Genomic DNA, 25,409 nt, shown 5'->3' with positions numbered 1-25,409 from the left:
CCACGATTTGTGGCCTGTTTCAATTAAGCTTGCTTCTTGAGGGAAGCTTAACCCTGATGGCGTTTGCCGGAGCGCTTCAGCTTATCGGCTTCTTTCTTTGCCTGCTTGAGGGCTTCTTTCTCCGCCAGCAGCTTGGCCACTTCGACCTCTTCTGCCTGGGCCATTTCTGGCGTTTCCAGGGACAGCTGGCCGATTTTCCCTGAGCGGAACTCATGCAGCAGCAGTTCCGAGGCCTTGTGCAAATCGATATGACCGCCGCTTCTGAGGGCGCCGCGCCTGCGGCCTATCTCTTCGAGCAGTTCGATATCGGTGGCGGGCAGGGAGGTCAGCTTATAACGCTCCATCATCGCCTCCGGGTAGGCATGCAGGAAGTAAGCTGCGGCAAACAGGGCCACATCCTCATATTCCATGGCGGTATCCTTGATGGCACCTGTGACCGCCAGGCGATAACCCGAAGCTTCATTGTCCACCTTGGGCCAAAGGATCCCCGGCGTGTCAGACAGTACTATGCCGTTTTTGAGGTTGATCCTTTGCTGCGCCTTGGTCACCGCAGGTTCATTACCTGTCTTGGCAATCACCCGGCCTGCCAGGGTGTTGATGATGGTAGACTTGCCCACATTGGGGATGCCCATGATCATGGTGCGAATATCCTTGAGCGCACCTTCGCTCACGGGGACCAGTTTGCGGCACAGCTCGGGGATCTTTCTGACCATGGCCGGTTGCAGGGTAGTGATGGCTTGTGCCCGCACTCCTTGTTCCTGCTCCAGGTACTCAATCCAGCGATTGGTTATCTCGGGATCGGCCAGATCAGACTTATTCAGCAACTTGATACAAGGCTTGTCCTGGCGCAGCTTGGCCACCATGGGGTTTTCACTGCTGTAAGGTATTCGGGCGTCCAGCACTTCGATCACCAGATCTATCTGAGGCATCACCTCTTCTATCTCTTTGCGGGCCTTGTGCATGTGTCCCGGATACCATTGAATCGCCATCTATTGCTTATCCTGCTGAAAACTGAAAAAAAGAGCGCTATTGTAGCATTCCGAACTGAAAAAAGCGCCCGCAGGCGCTAGATAACCCCAAGTTCGCGCAGGCGCTCCATCAGGTAGCTGTCGGCGGTATAGCGCTCTGACAGCACTACGTCGGGGCGAGGGTGCAGGAACAGCGGCAGTGAGATCCGCGACTTGCTCATATCGGCACCTTCCGGATTGATCACCCTATGAGTGGTCGATGGGAAGTAACCGGCGGAAGCCTCCTGGAGCATATCGCCTATGTTAATGATAAGGTTGCCAAAATCGCTGGGAACATCCAGCCATTCTCCATCGAGGCTTTTCACCTGTAGCCCGGGCTCGTTGGCGGCGGGCAATACGGTAAGCAGGTTGATATCCTCATGGGCGGCGGCGCGAATGGCGCCCGGGGTCTCATCACCTGTCATTGGCGGATAATGCAGTACCCGCAGTAGCGTCTTGTGGCTATTGGCTATCATTTGCGACAGCGCAGTGCGGTAGTTGGCTGCCACCTCGGCAGGCGAGTGCGCCTCGACCCAGTCCAGAAGCTCGGCGGCCAGCGCATTGGCTTCTTGGTAGTAGGTGAGGATGTTGTCCTGCAATTGCTCAGGAATGCGGCCCCAGGGGTAGACGTGAAAGTACTCTTTGATGTCTTTGACTGTATGGCCTTTGGCGGTTTCTGAAATGCTCGCAGGAAAGAAACCATCCTGGGTTTCCGGCTTGAACATGAAGGCCTGTTTTTCTTCACTGTTGAAGAACTCCTGCCAGTCGCGGTAGATATCCTGCACCAACTGTTGTGAAATAGGGTGGTTGCGCAACACGCCAAAGCCGGTGCTGCGCAGGGATTCTACAAAGCGCTCGGCAGCATCTGCGGCGCGATAGTCTATGGTTTCCAGTTTCATCATCATCTTTCTTGGTTATTTTTATTGACCCGATACTCGTGTCTCTAAGGACATTTTGTTGGCAGTCGGGTGACCCGGGCGCAAGTCTACCTTGATGTCTTTATAGGGGCAACGTAAAGTGATCCAAGTCACTTTTATGGCTCTGTGTAACTAGAGTGAACGGTAACCACTGCAATTCGGGTCTTATGGGTTACGCAGAGCAATCGAGGAGCGTTAAATGAAACCCCTGAACGAGTTTGAGCGTTATGTCATAGAGGAAAAAGGCACAGAGCGCCCTTTCAGTGGAGAGCTGTATCAACACAATGCCAAGGGGCGATATCTGTGCCGTAAATGCGGTGCCCCCTTGTATTTGTCCGAGCATAAATTCAATGCCCATTGTGGTTGGCCCGCCTTTGACGATGAAATCTTTGGTGCCGTCACCCGGATACCCGACGCCGATGGTCGCAGAACAGAAATCGTTTGCAGTCAATGTGGTGGTCATCTGGGACATGTGTTTGAAGGAGAGGGATTAACGGCCAAGAACTTGCGACATTGCGTCAATTCTGTCTCCATGGTCTTTGAGGCCATAGATGATGCCGAGGCTCAGCAGCCGGCAACTGAAAAGCGTTTGGAGACGGCCACCCTGGGCGGTGGCTGTTTCTGGTGCTCAGAGGCGGTATTTTTAAGCTTGGCCGGGGTTACGCAAGTGACTTCCGGCTATGCCGGCGGCGCGGCAAAAGATGCCAACTACAAGGCGGTATGCAGCGGCGCAACCGGCCATGCCGAAGTGGTGCAGATAGTTTTTGACCCCACTGTCATCAGCTATTCCGAGCTGTTGGAAGTGTTCTTTGCCAGTCATGATCCCACCACCTTGAATCGCCAAGGCAACGACGTGGGGCCTCAGTATCGTTCGGTGATTTTCGCGCACTCGGATAAGCAGATTGAGACGGCGTCCTCCATGATTAAGGCGCTGGATGAGGAAGGCGTCTTTAGTGCACCGATAGTGACAGAGTTGACCGCCTTTGATGGTTTCTATCCGGCGGAGAACTATCATAACGACTATTTTGCGCTCCATGGTGAGCAGCCTTATTGTGCCTTGGTGATTAAACCCAAGCTGGATAAGGTGCGACGGCGTTTCAGTGCCAAGCTGAAGTAGAATAAAAAAACGGCAAGCCTCAGCTTGCCGTTTTTCTATGGTCTGGACAGTGTTAATTTACGAGTCTAACTTGTCGTCGGCAATCTTGTATCTGGGATCTTCAATCAGATTGACTTCCACCAGATCGCCGGCCTTGTGCAGCAACTGCTTGCAGTCGTTGGAAAGATGACGAAGATGCAGGCGTTTGCCTTGGTTCACATAGCGCTCGGCCAAGGTGTCTATGGCATCGAGAGCCGAGTGGTCACAGACCCGGGATGACTGGAAGTCGACCACGACATCCTTGGGGTCATTGTTGGCATCAAACAACTCAAGGAACGAAGCCGCCGAGCCGAAAAACAGTGGGCCATTGAGGCGGTAAACTGCCCAACCGTTGGCATCTATACTCTTTTGAGCACTGATCTGTTTGGCATGCTCCCAGGCAAATACCAGCGCAGATACTATCACCCCGACAAATACCGCAATCGCCAGATCGGTAAATACCGTCACCACAGTCACCAGCACAATAACAAAGGCATCGTGCTTGGGCACCTTGCGCATCACTTTAAAGCTGGCCCATTCAAAGGTTCCCAGTACCACCATAAACATGACCCCGACCAAGGCGGCCAGCGGGATCATCTCGATAAAGGCGGCGGCAAACAGAATAAAGCACAGCAAGGTGAGGGCGGCGGTGATCCCGGAAAGACGACCGCGGCCCCCTGAGTTGATGTTAATCATCGACTGACCAATCATGGCGCAGCCACCCATGGCACCGAAAAAGCCACTGGTGACGTTACCCACGCCTTGGCCGACACATTCCTTGTTGCCACGGCCGCGGGTCTGGGTCATCTCATCGACCACAGTCAGGGTCAGTAGAGATTCAATCAGGCCAACCGCTGCCAGGATAACGGCATAGGGCGCTATGATATAAAGGGTTTCCAGGTTGAAGGGTACGGCCGGAATGGCAAAGCTTGGCAGTGTGCCGGCGATAGTTGCCTCAGGATTACTGCTCATATTGCGCAAATAATCAAGCACGTTGCGGGTATCCAGATCCAGGCCCACCACCAGAGCGGTTACTGCCAGTATGGCCACCAGGGATGAAGGCACGGCTGTGGTCAGCTTAGGCAGAAAATGTATGATAGCCATAGTCATGGCTATCAGCGCCAGCATCAGCCAGATATCTGCACCGGGTAACCAGGCCATCTCCTCTTCGCCGACTTTGACCTGAAATTGCCCCAGTTGCGCCAGGAATATTACTATGGCCAGGCCGTTGACGAAGCCTATCATTACAGGATAGGGCACTATGCGAATGAACTTGCCAAGCCGCAGTGCTCCGGCGGTAATTTGAATTATCCCGGCCAGCACTACGGCGGCAAACAGATAGCTGACGCCGTGGGACACCACCAGACTGGTCATGACCACGGCCATCGCGCCGGTGGCGCCTGAGATCATGCCGGGACGGCCGCCGATGAGGGCCGTGATCAGTCCCATGATAAAGGCGGCATAAAGGCCCACCATAGGCTCTACTTTAGCAACGAAGGCAAAGGCTACCGCTTCGGGCACCAGCGCCATAGCAACCGTTAGGCCGGAGAGTATATCCGCCTTGTGACTGCTGGTTTTATGGCGTATCAGTTCAAACATTCAGCTTGGGATCCCATCTTGAGGGTTAAAAACAAAGTTGCGCATACTAGCAAAATTTCTGTTGTGACAGAAGTGTGAAGCAGATCAAAATAAAAAAACCATGCCCGAGGGCATGGTTTTTTCTCAGTAACACTTAGGTTCAGGGACGGGCCATATCTGACTCGGCGCTGTTACCATGGCTCTTGCGTGGCGCGGTTTCGCCATTGGCCTGATACTCACGGCCTTTGGGCACTTCAACGTGAGCACGTTGATCCACCTGTGGCTTGGTTGTATCTGAGCCAACCATAGTGCTGAAGCGACTGACTCTTGGTGTGGCGCTTGCCTGGGTTGTTGCAGGTGTTGCTGCCGGGCTTTCCTTGGCTTCATTGCTTGACTGGCGCGCAGGGCGGCTGATAGCAGCCGGCTTGGCCATAGGGGCAGAGGCGGCGACGCTTGCCGATGCAGTTTCTGCCTTGGGCTTGGATGCAATCTCTTCAGCAGCTTTTGCCTTGGGCGCTTCGCTCGCTTTCTCTGCCGCTTTTGATGGCGCAGCTTCTTTTGCAACTTCAGCTTTTTCAGCTTGGGCTTCAGGCGCTGTCACTGGCTCGGCTTCTGCTGTTTTGGGCTCAGTTTTTACCTCGACTTCGGCGGCTTTTGCATCGGCAACGACTTCTACCTTGGCAGCGACCTCGGCTTGAGGCTTGGTCTCAACCTGAGCTTCGGCTGTTGCTTCAGCTTTGGCTTCAACCTGAGGAGCCGGCTTGGCAACAACTTGAGGTTCAGCTTGCTCTTGAGCTTTGTCGGCAGGCTTTGCTTGCTCAGCGGCGACTTCAACGGCAGCGGCAGGCGCTGATGCCTCGGCGACAACCTCTTCTTTAGCGTTATTTGCTACTTCAGAGGCTGCTTTTTCAGTGCTTGCCTTTTCAGTGCTTTCAGACTCTTCGCCTTCCTGTTCAGTACGGCGGCGACGCTGACCGGCTGCGCGCAGATGACGAGGGCTGCGGCGGCTACGGCGTTGGCCTTCGCGCTTGGGCTTATCGTCTTCTTCAGCACCCTCAATGGCTTCGGCATCACTTTGAACACCATTAGCTTGAACACTGGTTTCAGCGATTTGCTCGGCATTGGCAACAGGGCTGACGTCGGCGCTTGCCTGAATGTCTTGTGACACCTCTGCACCTTGGGCTTTAGTGGCAACCTGAGTTGACTCTTCACCCTTCAGCTCGGCAGCGGTTTCGCTCTTGGCTTCTGACTTGGCTTCAACTTCGGCCTGAACTTCCATTTCCTTGGACTCAGCCTGAGCTGCAGCGGGCTTACGACGGCTGCGACGCGGCTTGTCGGTTTGCTCGGCGTTATCCTTGGCATCGCTTTCTTTGGTGCGAGCTGGCTTGGCCTCGGTTTTTGCCTCAACCTTTACTTCAGGTTTGGCCTGGGCGCTGGCTTTCACTTCGGCGCTGGTTGCCTCTGCTGTATTGTCAACGGTTTCCTGTGCATCGCTGGCCTCAATGCGCACCTTACGACGCAGGTTGCGACGTTGGCGACGCTCACGGGCGGCTTCCTGTTTTGGTTCCTGCTCGCTTTCGTCACGGGCCTTGCTGCGGCTCTTGCGTTCATCCACAGCTTCAGACTTGGGAGCCTTGTCGTTACGGTCACCACGGGTTGGCTTGCCGGTATCGTTTGCCTGACGCTTGTTGCCTTGCTCGTCTTTATCACGGGCAGGGCGCTCATTGGCGGACGATTTACGGTTGCGGCTGCGTGAATCGCGGTTACCGTCTTTGTCATCACCACTCTTGCGACGTCTGTCGTTGCGGTCATTGCGACGGTTACGGCGGTTGTTCTGGCCGCTGCCTTCCTGATTATCTTTAGTGCTCTTTTCCTGCTTCTTGTCGGTTTGTGGCTCGGAAGAGGAGAAGATGGCACTCAGGGCGGCGAAGAAACGGGAAATTATTCCGGGCTTGGCCGCTTCAGTCGCTGCGGCTTTGGCCGCCGGTTTGGCTGTCTGCGGTGCTTCGGCAGTTTCCTGCTTTAGAGGTGTAGCAAAACCACTCAAGGCTGGCTTGGGTGCAGCAGCACGTTCCAGTTTACGTGGTTCATACAGTTTGTTTTCCGGCTCTTCCACACGCTGGTAGCTGACTTCAGAGATCTGGTCGTCCTTGCGATGACGCACCACGCGGTAGTTCGGGGTCATCATGTGTGGATCCGGGATCACATAGACTTCAACATCATGGCGCTGCTCAGTGATGCGTATGGCCTTGCGCTTTTCGTTCAGCAGGTAAGCCGCGACATCCACGGGCACTATGGCCTCAATCTGAGAGGTGTTTTCCTTGATGGCTTCTTCTTCCATCAGGCGCAGAATCGACAGTGCCAGCGACTCGGTACCACGAATGGTGCCCTGGCCGTTACAGCGTGGGCAGATGTGAGCGGCGGACTCTTCCAGAGACGGACGCAGACGCTGACGGGACATTTCCATCAGACCGAAGCGGGAAATACGGCCCAATTGCACACGGGCACGGTCATGGTGAACTGCGTCACGCAGACGGTTTTCCACTTCACGTTGGTGTCTGACCGGAGTCATATCGATGAAGTCGATAACCACCAGGCCGCCCAAGTCGCGCAGACGCAACTGACGGGCAATCTCGTCGGCGGCTTCCAGGTTGGTGTTCAGTGCGGTTTCTTCGATATCGCCGCCCTTGGTGGCTCTGGCGGAGTTGATATCGATAGAGGTCAGTGCTTCGGTGGGATCGATAACGATAGAGCCGCCGGAAGGCAGTCTAACTTCGCGCTGGAATGCGGATTCTATCTGTGACTCAATCTGATAGTGGGTAAAGAGCGGCACTTCAGATGAGTAGGGTTTGACTCTGTCGACAAAATCAGGACGTACCAGGGAGATATGCTGTTTGGCATCGGCATAAATTTGTGGGTGGTCGATTAGAATTTCGCCTACATCACGGCGCAGGTAATCACGGATGGCGCGAACGATAACATTGCTTTCCTGATGAATAAGGAAAGGAGCAGGGCGACTCTCGGCCGCTTCCTGAATCGCTGTCCAATGGTGCAGCAATACCTTCAAGTCCCACTGCAGATCGGCGGCAGCCTTGCCAACACCTGCGGTGCGGACAATCAGCCCCATGCCGTTGGGCACTTCCAGGTTTTCCATGGCCTCTTTCAGCTCAGTGCGCTCATCACCTTCAATCCGACGGGAGATACCACCGGCGCGAGGGTTGTTGGGCATGAGTACCAGGTAAGAGCCGGCCAGACTGATAAAGGTGGTCAGGGCGGCGCCCTTGTTACCACGTTCTTCTTTATCTATCTGAACTATGACTTCCTGGCCTTCACTGACCACTTCTTTAATGCTGGGACGACCCTGGAAGGAGTAACCTTTGGGGAAGTACTCGCGGGCGATCTCTTTCAGTGGCAGAAAGCCATGGCGTTCGGCACCATAGTCAACAAAAGCCGCTTCCAGAGAGGGTTCTACGCGGGTGATTTTACCTTTATAAATATTGGCTTTTTTCTGCTCATGGCCTGGGCTTTCGATATCCAGATCATAGAGTTGTTGCCCATCAACCAGGGCAACGCGCAACTCCTCGGATTGAGTCGCATTGATTAACATCCGTTTCATGATGACGTCATTCTTCTTAATAAGAGGTCATCAAACGTACTGGTCGCTGCATTACGGGCCTGGTCTCATTCGGGCGACGCCTCTCGGCGTTCCTCCAGGCTGGGAGGTGCGCATTGCTGTTAGACGCATTCGCTGCGTGTCGCATCCTATTTATGGCTTATTTTTCAATGATTACAAAAACAAGGAATTCGTTGTAAAACATCAACCAACCCCATAAATTCTTCAATAATAATCCGGTAATGCCGAAGTCGAGCCTTGTCGTTTGATGACGAGTTAACATTAACTTTCGAAAACAGCATAGTGGCGGCTTGAAAGTGGTCTGAATTTCGTAATTCCATCCAGGTTTAACCGTAAAAACAATTTTTTCAGTAGTGTTCTTTTATGTACGGTTTGCAAATCAACTATTTGCGACCTCGGAGGTCAGACATCGCTCAAGCGCTTTCCACTGTTCGAACCGTTCGTAGATTGAGCAATGGCTCATCAATACGCAGGGTTCGCCGCTGAAATATAGCTGAATTCAAAAAAATCGGCAATCAAAAGCCTCAACATGTTGTACAATAGCGCGCCCCGAACCGCAACATAAGTGTTATGAATACCGAGACGCCATCACCCAATCAGCAAGTTCGCCTGGTGACCATTGACGAAGACAATGTTGGCCAGCGCATTGACAATTTTCTGCTCAGCAAGCTCAAGGGCGTGCCCAAGAGCATGATCTATCGCATAGTGCGCAAGGGCGAAGTCAGGGTCAACAAGAAACGGATAAAGCCTGAATACAAGTTGGCCGAAGGGGACCAGGTACGCATTCCGCCGGTTCGGGTCAGTGAAGAAAACTACCGCACGGCGCCTTCCGCCAACCTGGAGCGGGTATCGCGCCTAGAGGACAGAATTCTTTTTGAAGACAAGCATATTCTGGTACTGAACAAACCGGCCGGCATCGCCGTACACGGTGGCAGTGGTGTGGATTACGGCGTGATTGAAGCGCTGAGATCCCTGCGACCGCAACAAAAGTTTCTCGAGTTGGTGCACCGTCTGGATAAAGACACCTCCGGAGTGCTTTTGGTTGCCAAGAAGCGCAGCGCGCTAAAGCACTTGCATGACCAGCTCAGGCACAAGCAGATGCAAAAAGACTATCAGGCGCTGGTTCGTGGTGAGTGGCAAAAGCACGACAAGGTGGTTAAGGCGCCATTGCTGAAGCTGACGCTCAAATCGGGTGAACGCATTGTGCGGGTAAATACCGAAGGCAAGGCCTCGGAAACCCGCTTCAAAATTTTGCAGCGTTATGACGGTGCCACACTGGTGCAGGCCAGCCCGGTTACCGGTCGTACTCATCAGATCCGGGTACACTGCCAGTATGCCGGTCATCCTATTGCCTGTGACGAAAAGTACAGTGAGCAAAAGTTTGATGACAGTATGCGGGCACTCGGGTTGAATCGCTTGTTTCTGCATGCGGCGCAACTTAAGTTCACTCACCCTGACACAGAGACTGAAATGACAGTGCAGGCTCCTTTGGATCCTGAGTTACTTGAGTTGTTGGATAAACTTACTCGGGTATAGCAAAGAATAAGGAAACAGGCCATGAAGGCATACGAGCTGCTGATATTCGATTGGGACGGCACCCTGATGGACTCAATAGGCAAGATTGTCCGCTGTATGGAAAATACGGCAAGGGTAATGGCCTTGCCTATACCCTCGGAGCAGGCAGTACGTGACATTATTGGCCTATCTATGACAGAGGCCTTGCAATGCCTCTATCCAGCGGGAAGTGTTGGCGAATATCAGGCGCTCAGAGAGGAATATAAGCAGCAGTTCCTGCTGCTTGATACCACGCCTAGCCCACTTTTCAGTGAAACTCCGGCACTGCTGTCACAGCTGCGCAGTGAGAAGTATCTGCTGGCAGTGGCGACAGGTAAGGCAAGGGCAGGTCTTGAACGTGTACTGGGGGAAACTGGGCTTGGAGAGTTTTTTCATGCCAGTCGCAGCGCCGATGAGGCGAGAAGTAAACCACACCCGGATATGCTGCAGCAGCTATTGGCTGAATTAAAGATAGCGCCTGAGAGAGCTTTGATGGTGGGTGATTCGGTACACGATCTCAATATGGCTGCCAGTGCCGGTATGGATGTCATAGGGGTCAGTTATGGCGCCCATAGTCGCGAACGCTTACATGAAGCAGCGCCCAAAGCTATTATCGACACGCCATTGGGGCTTTTACATCACTTATGATGCTTACGGGAATACGGTCCCTAGTGCACAGTGAAAAGGCCTGCAGATGCAGGCCTTTTACTTTCCGTATTCTGCTAAGGAAGGTGCGAATAAGTCCTCGTGGCACTCTGGCTTGCACAACAATTGGCGTTCAAGGCATCTGACTGAAGGCATGCCGGGGCCTGTCGAAGTCGGATAACGCAGAAAGCCGGTTGCTGTGAAAGCCCCGAAGGGCGTGGCTTACAAGCCTGCCTGCTGTGTTGCGCTTCTTGCAAAGGACTAGGGCCATTTGCTGCGAACCACGCCTTGCATCCAGGCCTGTAAGCCGACGCAGAGCACACATGGGACTTGTTCGTACCTTCCCTAAATAAAGTGAAGTGCAAGTTCAGGAATTGGCGGTTTTCAACTCCTGGCCCAATTGGGGACTCAGGTTATTCGCGTTTGGGGGCTCTGCGCTCAAGTTCTCTTTGCTCAGGTTCTTTGTGCTCAAGTCCTTTGCACCAAGGCTCCCGCTATTAAGATCCAATGGCTCAGTGCCCAGGCTGGACAAGGCCAGCGCCGACAGACGGGTGATGTCGTGGGACGAGACTATGACGCCGCAAATTTCGCCGGCATCATTGATGCAGGGTGAGTGTCGTACACTCATCAGCAACGGCGCGGCCAGATGCGGTGGATGCAACCACTGATTGGCTTCCGGCGTTTCGCCGTTAAAGGCCCGCTCAAGTAGCGGCCTGATCTTCTTCTCAAACGCGCTTACACCGTGCAGTTCAGCAATATGCTTACCTATGATCTCCTCTTGAACGCGGTTGAAAAGCTGCTCATACCCTTTGGAGACCATACGGTAACAGTAATCGGTACCGATAAATGCCAACAGATGATCTGTGGTGGCTATCATCTGCTTGTGCATGGCGAGCTCGCGACTGACCAACATTCTGTGATATTCGAGACCGATACGCTGGGCCAAGATCCGGAAAAACTCTTTTGACTTGGCGCTTTCGGCCTGGGGGAGGGTGTCGAGTACAAAAATATGGCCGACCGGTTTGCCATCACTGCCGAGGATCAACTCGGCCTGATAACTCTGGGCGCCTATCTCGCGGATCATGGCAAAATGGGGAAATCGTTTCTGCAGATCACGGGCGTGGAGTATGTGAGTGCTGGTTTCCTGTTGTTGATAGAGGGACTCACAGGGAGAGCCGGCCAATTCAAACTCAAAAGCAGGCAGAGACTGTTTGTTGTCACAAAAGGCGATGATCTCACCTTGGGAATCGTTTTTGAGTCGGCCAAAGCCGGCCCAGCGACATTGGGTCACCAAGGCGAGTGCGCGCAGTGCCCGTTGAAAAAAGCGTTTATCTGTGCAGGGAGCAGCCAGTAGAGCCAAGGCTTCTTCGGTATCTGTCATCTTTTCACTCTACAAGGGATCATCAAAAGAGATATGTTGATTAATTGTTATTAGTGTAGAGCGAAAGCCGCGCTGACGCACTTCAATTTACCTTGTTGTGATAAGATTCAGACCCATCCGACACCCGTATCATCTTGCATCACAGTGCCACATGTGCCTTGGCAAGTCTGTAGGAGGGAATAGGTACAGGTAAGAGGCAGCGCCTGAGTCTTCAGCTTACTGGCGCCGCAGCATCTCCCAATACTTTTATACCCTGACGGGAGAGCATTTCGGTGAGCAGGATTAAGGGTAAACCTATTAGTGTGTTGGGATCCCGTCCTTCAAGGGCCCGAAACAGGGCGATGCCCAAGCCTTCACACTTAAAGCTGCCGGCACACCAGAGCGGTTGCTCGCGGCGAACATAGTCGGCGATTTCATCTTGGCTCAGGTTTCTGAAATGCACAGTGAAAGGTTCGACTTCCACCTGAGTTTGGCCGCTGCGGCTGTCAAAGAGCGCCAGCCCGGTATAAAAGGTGATGCTTTTCCCCGAGGCTGCCTGTAATTGTTTGCAGGCTTTCTCTTCAGTCAGTGGCTTGCCGACGATTTGACCATCAATCACAGCGACCTGATCAGAACCTATCACCAGTGCGTTGCTTAGCCGCTTTGCCCCGGCCTGCGCTTTGGCTGCCGCCAGACGCTTGACCAAATCAAAGGCGGTTTCTTCAGGCAGGGGCGTTTCATCCACTTCGGGAGCTACACACTCAAACGCCAAATCCAATTTTGCCAATAGTGCCTTTCGATAGCTGGAGGTTGAGGCTAAAATCAACTGAGGTTCTGTGGGTGATACCGCAGCCTGGGTGCTGTCATCTTGGTGGGTCATATCTTGGGTTCCAAAGCGATGTGGGAGCCGGATATTGTCGCCAAATTTGCCAATGCCTGGCAAGAGTGGCTTGGGGATGAGATGACTGGCTTTATTTTGCGCGGCAACGGCTTGTGAAGAGCCCTGTGCTTGGGTAGAATTCTGCGTCCGTCAATTTCGAACCCGTTGGAACAGGCCTATGATGGCTGGGAGCGCACAGGTTTTGTTTCCTTTGCGAGCCTCATCATCATTTTTCCTTTGACTCCGGCGGTTTCAAACTATAATATGCGCGCCTTATGCAAACAGTAAAGATACCGGTTTCAATTGATCCCATTCGTGCTGCGACCAGCCGCCTTAGCTATCAAGGTGTTGTTCCTGGTACGCAACTGAAGCGATTGAATGAATTATGTGCCGGCGACTGTTCCGATGTGACAGTGTCAATTGAGTGTGGTGTGGATTTACAGGGGATAGTCTACCTGAAAGGGAAGGCTGTGACGGAGCTCACTCTGCTATGTCAACGCTGCATGACACTATTTACCACAGAGGTTACGGTCGAGTTTAGTTTCAGTCCTTGCCGGAATGAAGCTGAAATCGATGAGCTCCCGGATGCGTATGACCCTATTGAGTGTAATGAAATTGGCGAAGTTCGTCTGCATCAATTGATTGAAGATGAATTGATACTGGCTATGCCCTTGATACCTACCCATGACGTAGATGAATGTCATACAGGTTCCAAGGATGTGGCTATAGGCGAGATTGAAGCCGCTCAAGAGGAGCGTCCAAATCCGTTTGCAGTGTTAGAAAAACTGAAGAGCAAGTAATCCAGGAGACAGATCAATGGCTGTACAACAGAATAAAAAATCTCGTTCAAAGCGCGGTATGCGCCGTTCACACGATGCACTGAGCACTGCTCAGCTGTCTGTAGACGCTACCAGCGGTGAACTGCATCGTCGTCACAATGTGACTGCTGACGGTTTCTACCGTGGCAAAAAGGTAATCAACAAGTAAGTTGTTGATTGTCTTATGACGAGTCTGACGCTTGCGTTAGATGCGATGGGTGGCGACCATGGCCCCCACGTGACTGTGCCTGCAGCCCTGCAGGCACTTAAATTATATCCAGATCTCAGGTTTATTCTGGTTGGTGACCAAGACCAGATACAGCCATACCTCGCCCAATCCGGGCAAGACATTACAGATAGAATAGAACTCAGGCATACCACTGAAGTGGTCAGTATGTCCGACAGGCCAGTGCATGCTTTGCGTTGCCGGCGTGACAGCTCAATGCGTCAGGCGCTGGATGCGGTGCATAGAGGCGAGGCCCAGGCGTGTGTCAGTGCGGGAAATACCGGCGCGCTGATGGCGATGGCCAAGGTGGTACTAAAGACGCTGCCTGGCATAGACAGACCCGCTTTGGTCAGTTGTCTTCCCACTATCAATCATAAGCCAGTCTATCTGCTGGATCTCGGGGCTAATGTTTCCTGTGATTCAGATACTCTGTTCCAGTTTTCCGTCATGGGTTCAGTACTCTGCGAAGCCGTGACCAAACAACCCAGACCCAAGGTTGCGCTGCTCAATGTCGGTAGCGAAGAGATCAAAGGCAACGACCAGGTGCAGCAGGCGGCCCAGTTGTTGCAACATACTCCTCAAATCAATTATCAAGGTTTTATCGAAGGGGATGAGATTTACCGAGGCAAAGTCGATGTGATTGTCTGCGACGGTTTTGTCGGTAATATTACCCTGAAAACTTCAGAAGGCATTGCCAGACTGTTGATCCATCAGCTTAAGGAAGGGCTGACCCGAGGCTTTTTTGTACGCATGTTGGCCAAATTATTGGCTCCCAGTATTCAAAGCGTGCTTAAACAGATGAACCCCGACCACTATAACGGAGCAAGTCTGATAGGATTGCGCGGAATAGTCGTCAAGAGCCATGGGAATGCGGATGAAACTGCCTATTTACAAGCGATTAGCTTGGCAGTCACTGAAGCAAGACGTCGACTCCCTGAGATGATCAAGCAGCGTCTCGAGTCGATACTTTTAGATATAAACAGCTGATTTCTCCTTATGCATACAAAAATTCTTGGAACTGGCAGTTATCTGCCGGCGCAGGTGCGTAGCAATCAGGATCTGGAAAAAATGGTGGAAACCAGTGACCAGTGGATTGTTGAGCGCACGGGTATTTCTGAGCGTCGGATCGCTGATGCCAGTGAAACGGTTGCCACTATGGGTTATCAGGCGGCGCTGCAGGCCATTGAAATGGCAGGCATCGAAGCCGGTGAACTCGATATGATTATCTGCGGCACCACAAGTGCGGCAAACGCTTTTCCGGCAGCCGCTTGTGAAGTGCAGGCCATGTTGGGGGTTCATACCATTCCGGCATTTGATGTCGCAGCCGCTTGTTCCGGCTTTGTCTATGCGCTGTCGGTTGCCGATCAGTTCGTGAAAACCGGTGCGGCCAAGAAAGTGCTGGTAATAGGCGCCGATGTGCTTTCCAGACTCTGTGAGCCGGAAGACAGAACCACCATTATTCTCTTTGGTGATGGTGCCGGTGCCGCCGTGGTGGGCGCCAGTGAAGAGCCGGGGATCATCTCTACCCATATCTATGCCGATGGCCGTCAGGGCGATCTGCTCAAATGTGCCTTTCCACCCAGAGCCGGAGAAACCTCCGAAGCCGTGGGCTTTATGACCATGAAGGGTAACGATGTCTTCAAGGTCGCCGTGACTCAGTTGTCCCATGTGGTGACAGAAACCCTGAGATTGAATAACGTCGACAAGTCAGAAATAGATTGGCTGGTGCCACATCAGGCCAATTTCCGCATTATTAATGCTACAGCCAAGAAATTGGACATGAGTCTTGATAAAGTGGTGCTGACGCTGGCCAAACATGGCAATACTTCAGCTGCCTCAGTGCCGATTGCACTGGACGAAGCGGTGCGCGATGGCCGCATCAAGCGCGGGCAACTCTTGCTGCTTGAAGCCTTCGGTGCCGGTTTTGCCTGGGGTAGCGCCTTGGTTCGCTTCTGATATTCAGTGCCTGCTTTCTTCGCGTAAGTGAGCGGGACGTCTCAATGCATACAAGTTGATCTGCCGGGCAGATCAGTGGACTCGGGCAGCGGCATCAGCTTTGCTGCCTGCAATCATAGGTAAATGAATATGGAAAACTTCGCTTTCGTGTTCCCGGGACAAGGTTCTCAGGCTGTTGGCATGCTTGCCGATCTTGCCGAAGGCTATCCGGTCGTGACCGAGACTTTTCGTGAAGCCAGTGAAGTACTGGGTTACGACTTGTGGCAACTGGTGCAGCAGGGACCGGCCGAAACTCTTAACGAGACTGACAAGACCCAGCCTGCCTTGCTGAGCGCCAGTGTCGCCCTGTATCGCGCCTGGCAAGCGGCCGGCAAATCCGCGCCCAGCATGATGGCAGGCCACAGTTTGGGTGAATACTCGGCGCTGGTGTGTGCCGGGGTGCTCAAGTTTACCGATGCAGTTAAGTTGGTTGAACTGCGTGGTCAATTGATGCAGCAAGCGGTTCCTGCCGGAACCGGCGCCATGTTTGCCATCATAGGCCTGGATAACGACGCCATTGCCAAGGCCTGTGAAGACAGCGCCGAAGGCGCTGTGGTTAGCCCGGTTAACTACAATAGCCCAGGCCAGGTCGTGATTGCCGGTGAAAAAGCCGCGGTTGAGCGCGCCGCCGCAGCCTGTAAGGCAGCAGGCGCCAAAATGGCGGTTGCCTTGCCTGTGAGCGTGCCTTCCCATTGCGCTTTGATGAAGCCTGCCGCCGATAAACTGGCCAGTGCACTGGGTAACATCGAATTTAGCCAGCCGCAAATTCCCGTGATTAACAATGCGGATGTCGCCCAGCCACAAGCTGCCGCTGATATCCGTGATGCTTTGGTACGTCAGCTTTACAGCCCGGTGCGCTGGACTGAAACCGTTGAAGCCATGGCGGCCATGGGGGTCACTGAGCTCTATGAAGTGGGTCCGGGTAAAGTCTTGACCGGGCTTTGCAAGCGCATTAATAAATCCCTTACTGCCAAGGCAGTCAACGATGCCGCTTCTCTGGCTGCATTGATCGAATAAGGAGCTTTTCATGAGCGTAACATTAGACTTAAGCGGCAAGATTGCCCTGGTTACCGGCGCCAGTCGTGGCATTGGCAAGTCGATTGCCACTACTCTGGCCGAGGCCGGTGCCACAGTATTTGGTACCGCAACCAGTGAGCGCGGCGCTGAAGCCATCTCGGCTTATCTGGGCGATAAGGGCCATGGTTTGGTGCTGAATGTCACAGATCCACAATCTGTTGAAAATTTATTTGCCTCGATCAAAGAAAAAGCCGGTGATGTTGATATTCTGGTAAACAATGCTGGCATCACCCGTGACAATTTATTGATGCTGATGAAAGAGGATGAGTGGCAGGATATCCTGGACACCAACCTGACATCTCTTTTCAGGTTATCCAAGCCAGTGATGCGCTCAATGATGAAGAAACGTCATGGTCGTATCATCAATATCGGCTCTGTGGTAGGTACCATGGGCAATGCGGGCCAAGTGAACTACTCTGCGGCCAAAGCGGGTTTGATCGGATTTACAAAATCTCTCGCCAGAGAGGTTGCATCTCGTCAAATTACAGTTAATGCTATTGCTCCTGGTTTTATCCAGACAGATATGACGGATGAGCTGACAGAAGATCAGCAACAGGCCATCATGTCCCAGGTTCCAATGAGACGCTTGGGTCAGGCACAGGAAATTGCCAACGCCGTGCTCTTTTTGGCCTCGGATGCCGCCGCTTACATCACAGGGGAAACCTTGCATGTAAATGGCGGGATGTATATGGTTTAAGGGCGAATGGCAGGGATACTGTCGCAATTGGGTGGTGATCTGCAGCAATTGAGGGCCTAAAATCGTGGTTAGACCACGAATTCTAGGCTTGCAATGTTGGTCAAATCTAATAAACTACTCGCAATCTTACGCAAGTGCGTAATTTGAATAGGAAAGAAAACTAATGAGCAACATCGAAGAACGTGTAAAGAAAATCATCGTAGAGCAACTGGGCGTTAAAGAAGAAGACGTTAAGCCAGCAGCTTCTTTCGTAGACGATCTGGGTGCAGATTCTCTGGACACTGTTGAGTTGGTTATGGCTCTGGAAGAAGAGTTTGATACCGAGATCCCTGATGAGGAAGCTGAGAAAATCACTACCGTTCAGGCAGCGATCGATTACGTTTCCAAGAATCAGTAATCCAGAATTCCAGAAAACAGGCGGCATAATTGCCGCCTGTTTTTGTTTTCGCCCCGTCAGTTTCTGGTTGTACCAGTATCAGCCGATGCATTATCGTGTCTTGTGACCATTCGGCTGCTGGCCGGCGGCAATGGTAGGCTGCAACAGCCTGGCCTATCATGGTAACTCACCCGTTAATCTAAGGTGGACACAGTGACTAAACGTCGAGTCGTTATCACTGGCCTGGGTCTGGTGACCCCGGTCGGCAACACAGTGGACAGCACCTGGCAAGCCTTGCTGGCAGGTCAGAGCGGTATCGCGCCTATCACCAAGTTTGATGCCAGCGAATTCAGCACCCGTTTTTCAGGCTCAGTCAAAGATTTTGACGTAGAGCAGTACCTGTCTCGTAAAGACGCCCGCAAGATGGACCTCTTTATTCAGTACGGTATGGCTGCCGGCATTCAGGCCATGCGTGATTCCGGATTGGAGATGGATAAAGAAGATCCGACCCGAGTTGGAACCGCTATCGGCGCCGGTATGGGCGGCATGTGGTTGATTGAGCAAAACCACAGCGCCTTAATGGCCGGTGGCCCACGTAAAATTTCCCCTTTCTTTGTGCCCAGCACCATCATCAATATGATTGCCGGTCATCTGTCCATCATGTACGGCATGACCGGCCCTAACTTTGCGGTGACAACTGCCTGTACCACCGGGGTTCACAATATAGGTTTCGCAGCCCGTACCATAGCTTATGGCGATGCCGATGTGATGGTTGCCGGTGGCGCTGAAGATGTGACTTGTCCTCTGGGCGTGGGGGGCTTTGCCGCGGCCAAGGCCTTGTCTACCCGTAATGATGACCCTCAGGCGGCCAGCCGCCCATGGGATAAAGACAGAGACGGTTTTGTTATCGGCGACGGCGCCGGGGTGTTGGTGCTGGAAGAGTATGAGCGCGCCAAGGCTCGCGGTGCCAAGATTTATGCCGAGCTGGTCGGTTTCGGTATGAGCGGCGATGCCTTCCATATGACTTCACCGCCAGCCGATGGCGCCGGCGCTGCGGCAGCCATGAAAAATGCACTGAGAGATGCAAGCTTGGCACCCGAAAGCATAGATTATATCAACGCTCACGGTACTTCTACGCCGGCAGGCGATAAGGCCGAAGCGGCGGCAGTGAAGTCCATCTTTGGCGATCATGCCTATAAGCTGATGGTGAGCTCCACCAAGTCAATGACGGGTCATTTGCTCGGGGCTGCCGGTGCAGTGGAAACCATTTTCTCTGTATTGGCCCTTAAAGATCAGGTAGTTCCGCCTACCATCAACCTGGACAATCCGGACGAAGGTTGCGATCTGGACTTTGTTGCCCATACCGCACGTCAGACCAAAGTAGAGCATGTGCTATGTAACTCTTTCGGGTTCGGTGGCACCAATGGCTCTTTGTTGCTGAAGCGAGTTTAAGATACAACCTCTTGAAAAAGCGCCAGATGGCGCTTTTTTTATCTTTAAAATCAGTTAGTCATATTCTCAAGCTAAACCCAGAATTAACCTTTGTTCATCTCTATTGGCATTCCCTGAATATAGCGCCAGAATCCCGCCAAATGATTCTGGAGTTTTCACTATGCTCAATCCTGCAATGTTTCCTGTTATGGCCGTAGTCGGAGCGATTGCTGCCAATTTAACCGAGTTGGTGCGGGGCGAAAACAGCCGCTGGCAACCGGCGATGGAAATTGGTGTTCGCACTTTTAGTTTGGCCATAGCTGCCTATACAGTGCTCTGGTTTGCCTTGCTGACAGCAGCGGTTTATGCCGGCGGCGATGCCGATGTGATAGCCGGGGTAGAGGTGCTTGGCATCTTCCTGCTGGCGATGGGCATTTACTCGCTGTTTCATCTGTCCCGTTTTATCGGCAGCAAATTGCAGCTTTGGATCTATCGGCTGGCCTTACCTCTGGTGATTGGCGGAAGTTTCCTGGTATGTAAGTTTGGGTGATTGCGAAATTTTCGCGTACACTCTCAGCCAGGTGCGGTCAGCAGATCGCCAAGCCTGATGAGAGGATCCCATGGCAGGAACAGAGAGACAGATAACCCTGAGGTTTTTAGCCGAGCCCGCTGACGTCAACTTTGGCGGCAAGGTACACGGCGGCGCAGTAATGAAGTGGATTGACTTGGCGGCCTATGCCTGTGCGGCCGGTTGGAGCGGTAAATACTGCATCACGGTTTATGCCGGTGGGATCAGATTTGTCAAACCTATTCATGTGGGCAATATAGTGGAGGTGAGCGCCAAGGTGATCTATACCGGCAGCACCTCCATGCACATAGGTTTGGACGTAAAGGCCGGCGATCCCAAGGATTCCGAGCGCCATCTGACCACTCACTGTATTGTCATCATGGTGGCGGTAGACGATGAAGGTAAACCTACGCCTGTACCTGAATGGCAGCCGACATCGGCAAGAGACATAGAGCTCAGGGATTCGGCAATCAAGTTGATGGAGATGCGCAAGAAAATCGGCGCGGAAATGGAAGCGCACGTTCATCCTTAAGTGTTGATTTCAAGAGCCACATTCGTGGCTCTTTTCTGTATGCGGGATGCTGAGTTTGCCCGTATCAACTTCTCCTTTACGCTGCCCCATGGCAAAATGCGGCTTAAACATCGGCTCGAATTGTCACTCTCGGCTTTGGTTTAAACTAAGAATTTTGCTTTAAACCAAAACCTTGGCTTTACGCCAAAGGTTTTGAAGCATGGTCGGCAATCGGGCCAGCCTGTTCCCGCACTTAAAACAATCAAGGAAATATCATGGCGAATGTCGCATTTCTCGGTCTAGGTGTTATGGGGTATCCCATGGCTGGGCATCTGCAAAAACAGGGGCACCAGGTCACTGTTTACAACCGTACTTTCTCCAAGGCTGAAGCCTGGGCGGCAGAGTTTGGTGGGCGCTGCTGCGCGACTCCGGCCCAAGCCGCCGAGGGACAGGATATTGTCTTTGCCTGTGTCGGCAATGATGATGACTTACGCCAGGTCGTACTGGGTGAAGAGGGCGCAGTACATGGTATGGCTCCGGGAAGTATCTTTGTCGATCACACCACTGCCTCATGCGACGTGGCGCGGGAGTTGGCCGCTTTGCTGGCCGAGAAGGACATCGCTTTTATGGATGCGCCGGTTTCCGGTGGTCAGGCCGGTGCCGAGAATGGGGTATTGACCATTATGGCCGGCGGCTCTGAGGCGGTATTTGCACGGGTAAAACCTGTGATGGCTGCCTATGCCCGCTGCGCCGAACTATTGGGAGATGTTGGCGCCGGGCAGTTGACCAAGATGGTCAATCAAATCTGCATTGCCGGGGTGGTACAAGGTTTGGCCGAAGCCATGCATTTTGCCAAGAGCGCCGGGCTCGATGGCGAGAAGGTGGTTGAGGTGATCAGCAAAGGCGCGGCCCAGAGCTGGCAAATGGAAAATCGTCACAAGACCATGTTGAAGGGTGAGTATGATTTTGGATTTGCGGTGGACTGGATGCGCAAAGACTTAGGCATAGCACTCAATGAAGCCAGACGCAATGGCTCGCATTTGCCGCTGACTGCCATGGTTGATCAGTTCTACGCAGAAGTGCAGGCCATGGGTGGTAACCGCTGGGATACTTCCAGTCTGATGGCTCGCCAGGAGAAGTGCCGTAATAAGTAAGGCCAGCGATTGGAGATAACAAAAGGACAGCTTCAGCTGTCCTTTTTGGGTTTTGAGTCTGCTATCAGTTGGGCTCGGGGCTGACCACTATATGTTCCAGCTCTACAGGCGCCACAGCGTGCAGGGCGTCCATGCTGGCTCCCACCAGAGAGATTTTGCCATCGGCCGATTCCAGCAGCAGTGCCCGTTTGATTTCACTGAAGCTGCGGTTATGGCGCAGCAGGGTCGACAGTGCCATCTGCATTGGCATCATGGATGGGTTAAAGGCGGCGTTCTCGGCGTAACGGCCACAGAAGGTGGCGCCATCAGCCGTTTCCAGTACTACCGCACAATGACTCTTGCTGTACGGGGCATAGCTGAGGCTGGCGTGATCCAGCGCCTCAATCACCATAGGATCGGAGCTCTCAAGCGCCAGGTTTACCTGTTGTTTACTCAGCAAAGGCGTGGTGACATTGAGATCTTTGGGGCCAAAAGCGTAGGGCAGGTAATGACTCAAAGGCGCTGTAGGCTGCTTGGGCAGGTGAATACGGATCTCTTGCCCGGCCACTAACTCATTCATAAACTGACGGCAGTGGCCGCAGGGACTCTCGTTGACTATGATATCGACTACCTGGCTTTCACCGCTCAGCCAGGCATGACTGATGGCGCTTTGCTCGGCGTGAACCGAGTGGCACAAGGCTTCACCCGGCAGTTCGATATTGGCGCCCATATAGATATCACCGCTCTTGCCTTTGGCGATGGCGCCGACATAGAACTCACTGATTGGCGGATTGGCCAGTGCCGCAGCAATAGGCAAGAGCGCCAGCAGTAACTCATCATCACCAAGGCCGCTGGCCTTGGCCAACTCACTCAGCTGCTGTGCATCCAGATGACCGGCGAACTCATCGTTGAGCAGTGGCACCAATTGCTCGGCAAGTGCTTTGGGCAACTGGTTCAGGCTGTTTACAAATCTGTCTTGCATTGGCCATTCCTTGTTAAATGTTAAGCTAATGGTTATCCAGTTTAGTCAGGAAGTTACAGTGGAAACGGGACTGGCTTCGCAAAATTCCGTTAAAGCGCCTGTAAGTATTGCACCAGAGCCTTGAGAAGTCGCTGGTGACTTTCATTTTCGGCAGTTTCTTCCAACAGATTTTCCAAGCGAATGACATAATCCGGATCGTTGAGCCTTTGCTGACAGAACTCATGCCAGCGCAGTGTTTCTTTGTCCGTCAGTGTCGAAGGATAGTTGCGGGCACGATAACGAAACAGCATCTCCTTGAGTCTGGGGTCGTCAAAGCTGAGATCCAGCGCCGCCAGATTATCGGGGGCGGTATGGCGGATCATTTCCATCTTGGCCTTATCTGCCGGAGAGAAAAAACCTCCGCTGTAGAGCATAAGATCCGGATCTGTACTCTGGTTGTCCCTTGGGGTATCAAACAGACTTGCCAGCTTGGCGCGGATCTGCGGATGCTGGCGCAGGCGCTTGTATTGCTCGCGGGCAAAGGCCTTGTCAAATCCAATCCGCTCGGCGGCTTCATCGGTCAGTGTCTTGGCGGTGGCAATAAAGGGGCACTTATTGATATGCACCTGTTTGACAGGTATGGGTAATTCATCTTCTGCCAATTCGCTTCTTGGTGTATAGAGGCGCTCGCGAATGCTGTCTACATCCAATTCAATCAGCGGGCTGATATCCATATGCAGGTTAACGCAGACAATGGCATTCTTGTTCTCCGGATGATGGGCCACAGGGGCAATGAGAGTGGCACAGCCCTGAGTCGCCGGGATCTTGGAGCTGATATGCACCAAGGGTTGCATATTGAGTACATCGATTTGCTCAGAGACTGCCTGCTTGCGTCTGAGTTTGAAATAGTAGTCAAACAGTCTTGGTTGTTGCTCTTTTATCAGTTTGGCCAAGGCTATGGTGGCGTAAACATCTGACATGGCATCGTGAGCCTTTTCATGGCCGAGTCCGTTGGCCTGGGTCAGATGTTCGAGCTTGAAACTGGGAGAGCCGTCCTCTTTGGTTGGCCAGTTGATCCCGTCCGGGCGCAGGGCATAGCAGGCCCGAACCAGATCGATAATGTCCCAGCGGGAATTGCCTTGCTGCCATTCTCTGGCATAGGGATCGATAAAGTTACGGTAAAAACCATAACGGCTGACCTCATCATCAAATCGCAGCGAGTTGTAGCCGGCGACGCAGGTATTGGCTTGGCTGAACAGGGCATTGATCCGCCCCATAAACTCGGTTTCCGGCAGCCCTTTGCCATTTGCCAGTTGCGGCGTGATCCCTGTGATGAGGATCGCCTCGGGAGAGGGCAGGTAATCGCTGGCTATCTGACAGTAAAAGGTCTCGGGCTCGCCAATGATGTTCAGCTCCAGATCGGTACGTATCCCGGCAAACTGCGCCGGCCTGTCTTTCGCCGGATTAGCACCGAATGTTTCATAATCATGCCAGAATATTGTTGGCATTGTATCGTTGTTTCTTGTCATTTATAACTCTTCAAATATTCTGCTCAACTATCTGATAAATATCGCCAACGCTGACCATGCTTGTTTATTTGTTTTCACCAGATTTTAAGACCGTTTGAACCCATGTGTGTACATACCTGTGTACATGTTGCTCAAGCTAACTTATGCTTAATCTAAAATATGTACACAGGTTAGTGAAATGTCGTTGTCTGATGCTAAGTTACGCGCGATTCTTGGCAAACCATATCAGGGTAAACCCGAGCTTTCAGACCGTGATGGCCTTGGGGTACGCATCACACCTCAGGGCACTATAACATGGCAGTGGCGTTTTCGCTGGCAAGGAAAGCCTTGTCGGTTATCTGTTGGCCGATATCCCGACTTAAAGGTTGCAGAAGCGAGGCAGCTGATTCCTGAAATCCGCAATGTATTGAGTAATGGTACAGACCCACGCCTTTACTGGAAACACCGAACTACCCAAGAAGGTATGCCCACACTGAAAGATATCTGTGAGGCATTCTTAGAGCTACGGGCCCCAGGGTTAAAGCCGGGCACAGTTGCTATCTATCGTTCTGCGTTCAATGCTTATCTGTTCAACGCATTCCCCGGTAAGCCAGTTGAAAGAATCACTATGAGTGAGTGGATCGATTTCTTCGACGGTATCGCCAAAACCAGCCGGGTAACTGCAGGCGCTATGCTCAAGCACATAAAAGCAATATGCAATTGGGCTATTCGCCGGCAGATGATCTCTAATCTTGATGTACTTCAACTGCGTGTATCTGATGTTGGTTCACCCTCCAAGGTAGGTGACAGGGTACTGACCTTTCCCGAGTGCCATAAAATACTCGCTGAGTTAGATAAAAGCCGTGCAACTACTACAGTTATCAACTCGATAAAGGCTTGCTTGTACTCCGGGGCAAGGATCTCTGAGCTGTTGAAATCAAAACGTGCTGATTTTGATTTGGAATCCATGGTCTGGACAGTACCTGCTGAAAATAGTAAAACTAATTTGCCTGTTCGCAGGCCAATCACGGAAGACTTACTGGCCATTCTGCAGCAGCAGTGGTCACTGTATCAGTCAGAGTGGAGTTTTCCGGCCCCTAATGAACACAGAAAGCCCCTGGGAGTAGCATCGGTCAATAAGTTAGTGCGTGAAATACGTGCCAGAATGGATATCCCACACTGGCGCTTGCATGATTTTCGTCGCACTCTGTCTACAAGGCTCAGTGAAGTAGGGGTATTGCCCCATGTTACCGAGAAAATGCTTGGCCATGTGCTCGGCGGGGTAATGGCGGTATATAACAAGCATGATTGGCTTGATGAACAAACAAAAGCATATGAGATGTGGAGTAAGAAATTACTACGTACTCCATCAAGCAGCTTACAGAGTTATTAAATTTG

At 52.5% G+C, this 25,409-nt stretch carries 23 protein-coding genes; 15 read left to right on the top strand and 8 right to left on the bottom strand.

The window, feature by feature from the left end; all coding sequences use genetic code 11:
- Positions 1-47: 47 nt before the first annotated feature.
- Together ylqF and ACF8D4_RS22730 are read right to left on the bottom strand one after the other, a co-directional pair.
- On the bottom strand, positions 48-989 hold the full coding sequence (ylqF, locus tag ACF8D4_RS22735) for a ribosome biogenesis GTPase YlqF (protein ID WP_054743934.1): 942 nt from the start codon (positions 987-989) through the stop codon (positions 48-50).
- A 77-nt stretch (positions 990-1,066) separates the two neighbouring features.
- Positions 1,067-1,906 (bottom strand): isopenicillin N synthase family oxygenase, encoded by an 840-nt coding sequence (locus ACF8D4_RS22730; RefSeq protein ID WP_025009539.1) that lies wholly within the window; start codon positions 1,904-1,906, stop codon positions 1,067-1,069.
- 217 nt (positions 1,907-2,123) lie between these two features.
- Between ACF8D4_RS22730 and ACF8D4_RS22725 the strand changes: the two genes are divergently transcribed.
- Complete coding sequence (locus ACF8D4_RS22725; RefSeq protein WP_144190508.1) at positions 2,124-3,041, top strand: bifunctional methionine sulfoxide reductase B/A protein; 918 nt, start codon at positions 2,124-2,126, stop codon at positions 3,039-3,041.
- A gap of 57 nt (positions 3,042-3,098) precedes the next feature.
- Here the strand turns inward: ACF8D4_RS22725 and ACF8D4_RS22720 are convergent, their stop codons facing one another.
- Positions 3,099-4,658 carry a SulP family inorganic anion transporter gene (locus tag ACF8D4_RS22720; protein WP_025888406.1) on the bottom strand — a complete coding sequence of 520 codons (1,560 nt, stop codon included), beginning with the start codon at positions 4,656-4,658 and terminating at the stop codon, positions 3,099-3,101.
- Positions 4,659-4,797: 139 nt separating this feature from the next.
- Positions 4,798-8,253, bottom strand: a complete 3,456-nt coding sequence (rne, locus tag ACF8D4_RS22715) for a ribonuclease E (RefSeq protein WP_144133527.1) — start codon at positions 8,251-8,253, stop codon at positions 4,798-4,800.
- Positions 8,254-8,841: 588 nt separating this feature from the next.
- Here rne and rluC point away from each other — a divergent pair.
- On the top strand, positions 8,842-9,807 hold the full coding sequence (rluC, locus tag ACF8D4_RS22710; RefSeq protein WP_054743938.1) for a 23S rRNA pseudouridine(955/2504/2580) synthase RluC: 966 nt from the start codon (positions 8,842-8,844) through the stop codon (positions 9,805-9,807).
- Between the two features lie 21 nt (positions 9,808-9,828).
- Positions 9,829-10,473 carry an HAD-IA family hydrolase gene (locus tag ACF8D4_RS22705; protein ID WP_392465022.1) on the top strand — a complete coding sequence of 215 codons (645 nt, stop codon included), beginning with the start codon at positions 9,829-9,831 and terminating at the stop codon, positions 10,471-10,473.
- A 364-nt stretch (positions 10,474-10,837) separates the two neighbouring features.
- Here the strand turns inward: ACF8D4_RS22705 and ACF8D4_RS22700 are convergent, their stop codons facing one another.
- Both ACF8D4_RS22700 and ACF8D4_RS22695 read right to left on the bottom strand, forming a co-directional pair.
- The gene (locus tag ACF8D4_RS22700; RefSeq protein WP_392465024.1) at positions 10,838-11,851 is read right to left on the bottom strand and encodes a PAS domain-containing protein; all 1,014 of its coding nucleotides are present in this window, start codon (positions 11,849-11,851) and stop codon (positions 10,838-10,840) included.
- A gap of 211 nt (positions 11,852-12,062) precedes the next feature.
- A complete protein-coding gene (locus ACF8D4_RS22695; RefSeq protein ID WP_044734364.1) occupies positions 12,063-12,710 on the bottom strand; it encodes a nucleoside triphosphate pyrophosphatase in 648 nt (215 codons plus the stop codon).
- Positions 12,711-12,985: 275 nt separating this feature from the next.
- Between ACF8D4_RS22695 and yceD the strand changes: the two genes are divergently transcribed.
- The 11 genes from yceD to ACF8D4_RS22640 all read left to right on the top strand — a co-directional run bounded on the left by yceD (position 12,986) and on the right by ACF8D4_RS22640 (position 21,563).
- The gene (yceD, locus tag ACF8D4_RS22690) at positions 12,986-13,510 is read left to right on the top strand and encodes a 23S rRNA accumulation protein YceD (RefSeq protein ID WP_025009545.1); all 525 of its coding nucleotides are present in this window, start codon (positions 12,986-12,988) and stop codon (positions 13,508-13,510) included.
- Positions 13,511-13,526: 16 nt separating this feature from the next.
- Positions 13,527-13,697: a 50S ribosomal protein L32 gene (gene rpmF, locus ACF8D4_RS22685; RefSeq protein ID WP_025009546.1), complete on the top strand. Its 171-nt coding sequence runs from the start codon at positions 13,527-13,529 to the stop codon at positions 13,695-13,697.
- 15 nt (positions 13,698-13,712) lie between these two features.
- Positions 13,713-14,741, top strand: coding sequence for a phosphate acyltransferase PlsX (plsX, locus tag ACF8D4_RS22680; protein WP_025009547.1), 1,029 nt, complete (start codon positions 13,713-13,715; stop codon positions 14,739-14,741).
- A 9-nt stretch (positions 14,742-14,750) separates the two neighbouring features.
- The gene (locus ACF8D4_RS22675; RefSeq protein WP_144221097.1) at positions 14,751-15,710 is read left to right on the top strand and encodes a beta-ketoacyl-ACP synthase III; all 960 of its coding nucleotides are present in this window, start codon (positions 14,751-14,753) and stop codon (positions 15,708-15,710) included.
- A 129-nt stretch (positions 15,711-15,839) separates the two neighbouring features.
- Positions 15,840-16,766 (top strand): ACP S-malonyltransferase, encoded by a 927-nt coding sequence (gene fabD / locus ACF8D4_RS22670; RefSeq protein WP_025009549.1) that lies wholly within the window; start codon positions 15,840-15,842, stop codon positions 16,764-16,766.
- A 10-nt stretch (positions 16,767-16,776) separates the two neighbouring features.
- Complete coding sequence (gene fabG / locus ACF8D4_RS22665) at positions 16,777-17,523, top strand: 3-oxoacyl-ACP reductase FabG (RefSeq protein ID WP_025009550.1); 747 nt, start codon at positions 16,777-16,779, stop codon at positions 17,521-17,523.
- Positions 17,524-17,686: 163 nt separating this feature from the next.
- Positions 17,687-17,920, top strand: coding sequence for an acyl carrier protein (gene acpP, locus ACF8D4_RS22660; RefSeq protein WP_006081231.1), 234 nt, complete (start codon positions 17,687-17,689; stop codon positions 17,918-17,920).
- 192 nt (positions 17,921-18,112) lie between these two features.
- On the top strand, positions 18,113-19,351 hold the full coding sequence (gene fabF / locus ACF8D4_RS22655; protein ID WP_028779317.1) for a beta-ketoacyl-ACP synthase II: 1,239 nt from the start codon (positions 18,113-18,115) through the stop codon (positions 19,349-19,351).
- A gap of 160 nt (positions 19,352-19,511) precedes the next feature.
- A complete protein-coding gene (locus ACF8D4_RS22650; protein ID WP_025009551.1) occupies positions 19,512-19,880 on the top strand; it encodes a hypothetical protein in 369 nt (122 codons plus the stop codon).
- Between the two features lie 70 nt (positions 19,881-19,950).
- Positions 19,951-20,430 (top strand): acyl-CoA thioesterase, encoded by a 480-nt coding sequence (locus tag ACF8D4_RS22645; RefSeq protein WP_025009552.1) that lies wholly within the window; start codon positions 19,951-19,953, stop codon positions 20,428-20,430.
- A gap of 254 nt (positions 20,431-20,684) precedes the next feature.
- A complete protein-coding gene (locus ACF8D4_RS22640; RefSeq protein WP_144190511.1) occupies positions 20,685-21,563 on the top strand; it encodes an NAD(P)-dependent oxidoreductase in 879 nt (292 codons plus the stop codon).
- Positions 21,564-21,627: 64 nt separating this feature from the next.
- On the opposite strand, the gene cdd is transcribed toward ACF8D4_RS22640, so the two are convergent.
- Both cdd and sbcB read right to left on the bottom strand, forming a co-directional pair.
- The gene (cdd, locus tag ACF8D4_RS22635; RefSeq protein ID WP_045283753.1) at positions 21,628-22,524 is read right to left on the bottom strand and encodes a cytidine deaminase; all 897 of its coding nucleotides are present in this window, start codon (positions 22,522-22,524) and stop codon (positions 21,628-21,630) included.
- A gap of 89 nt (positions 22,525-22,613) precedes the next feature.
- The gene (gene sbcB, locus ACF8D4_RS22630) at positions 22,614-24,032 is read right to left on the bottom strand and encodes an exodeoxyribonuclease I (RefSeq protein ID WP_392469079.1); all 1,419 of its coding nucleotides are present in this window, start codon (positions 24,030-24,032) and stop codon (positions 22,614-22,616) included.
- Between the two features lie 178 nt (positions 24,033-24,210).
- On the opposite strand from sbcB, the gene ACF8D4_RS22625 reads away from it, so the two are divergent.
- The gene (locus tag ACF8D4_RS22625) at positions 24,211-25,404 is read left to right on the top strand and encodes a tyrosine-type recombinase/integrase (protein WP_392469076.1); all 1,194 of its coding nucleotides are present in this window, start codon (positions 24,211-24,213) and stop codon (positions 25,402-25,404) included.
- Positions 25,405-25,409: the final 5 nt, after the last annotated feature.

Origin of the sequence: Shewanella sp. YQ_9 (assembly GCF_043103185.1) — a bacterium.
In the GTDB taxonomy this organism is placed as follows: domain Bacteria; phylum Pseudomonadota; class Gammaproteobacteria; order Enterobacterales; family Shewanellaceae; genus Shewanella; species Shewanella algae.
This window is presented reverse-complemented; position numbering and strand designations above follow the sequence as displayed.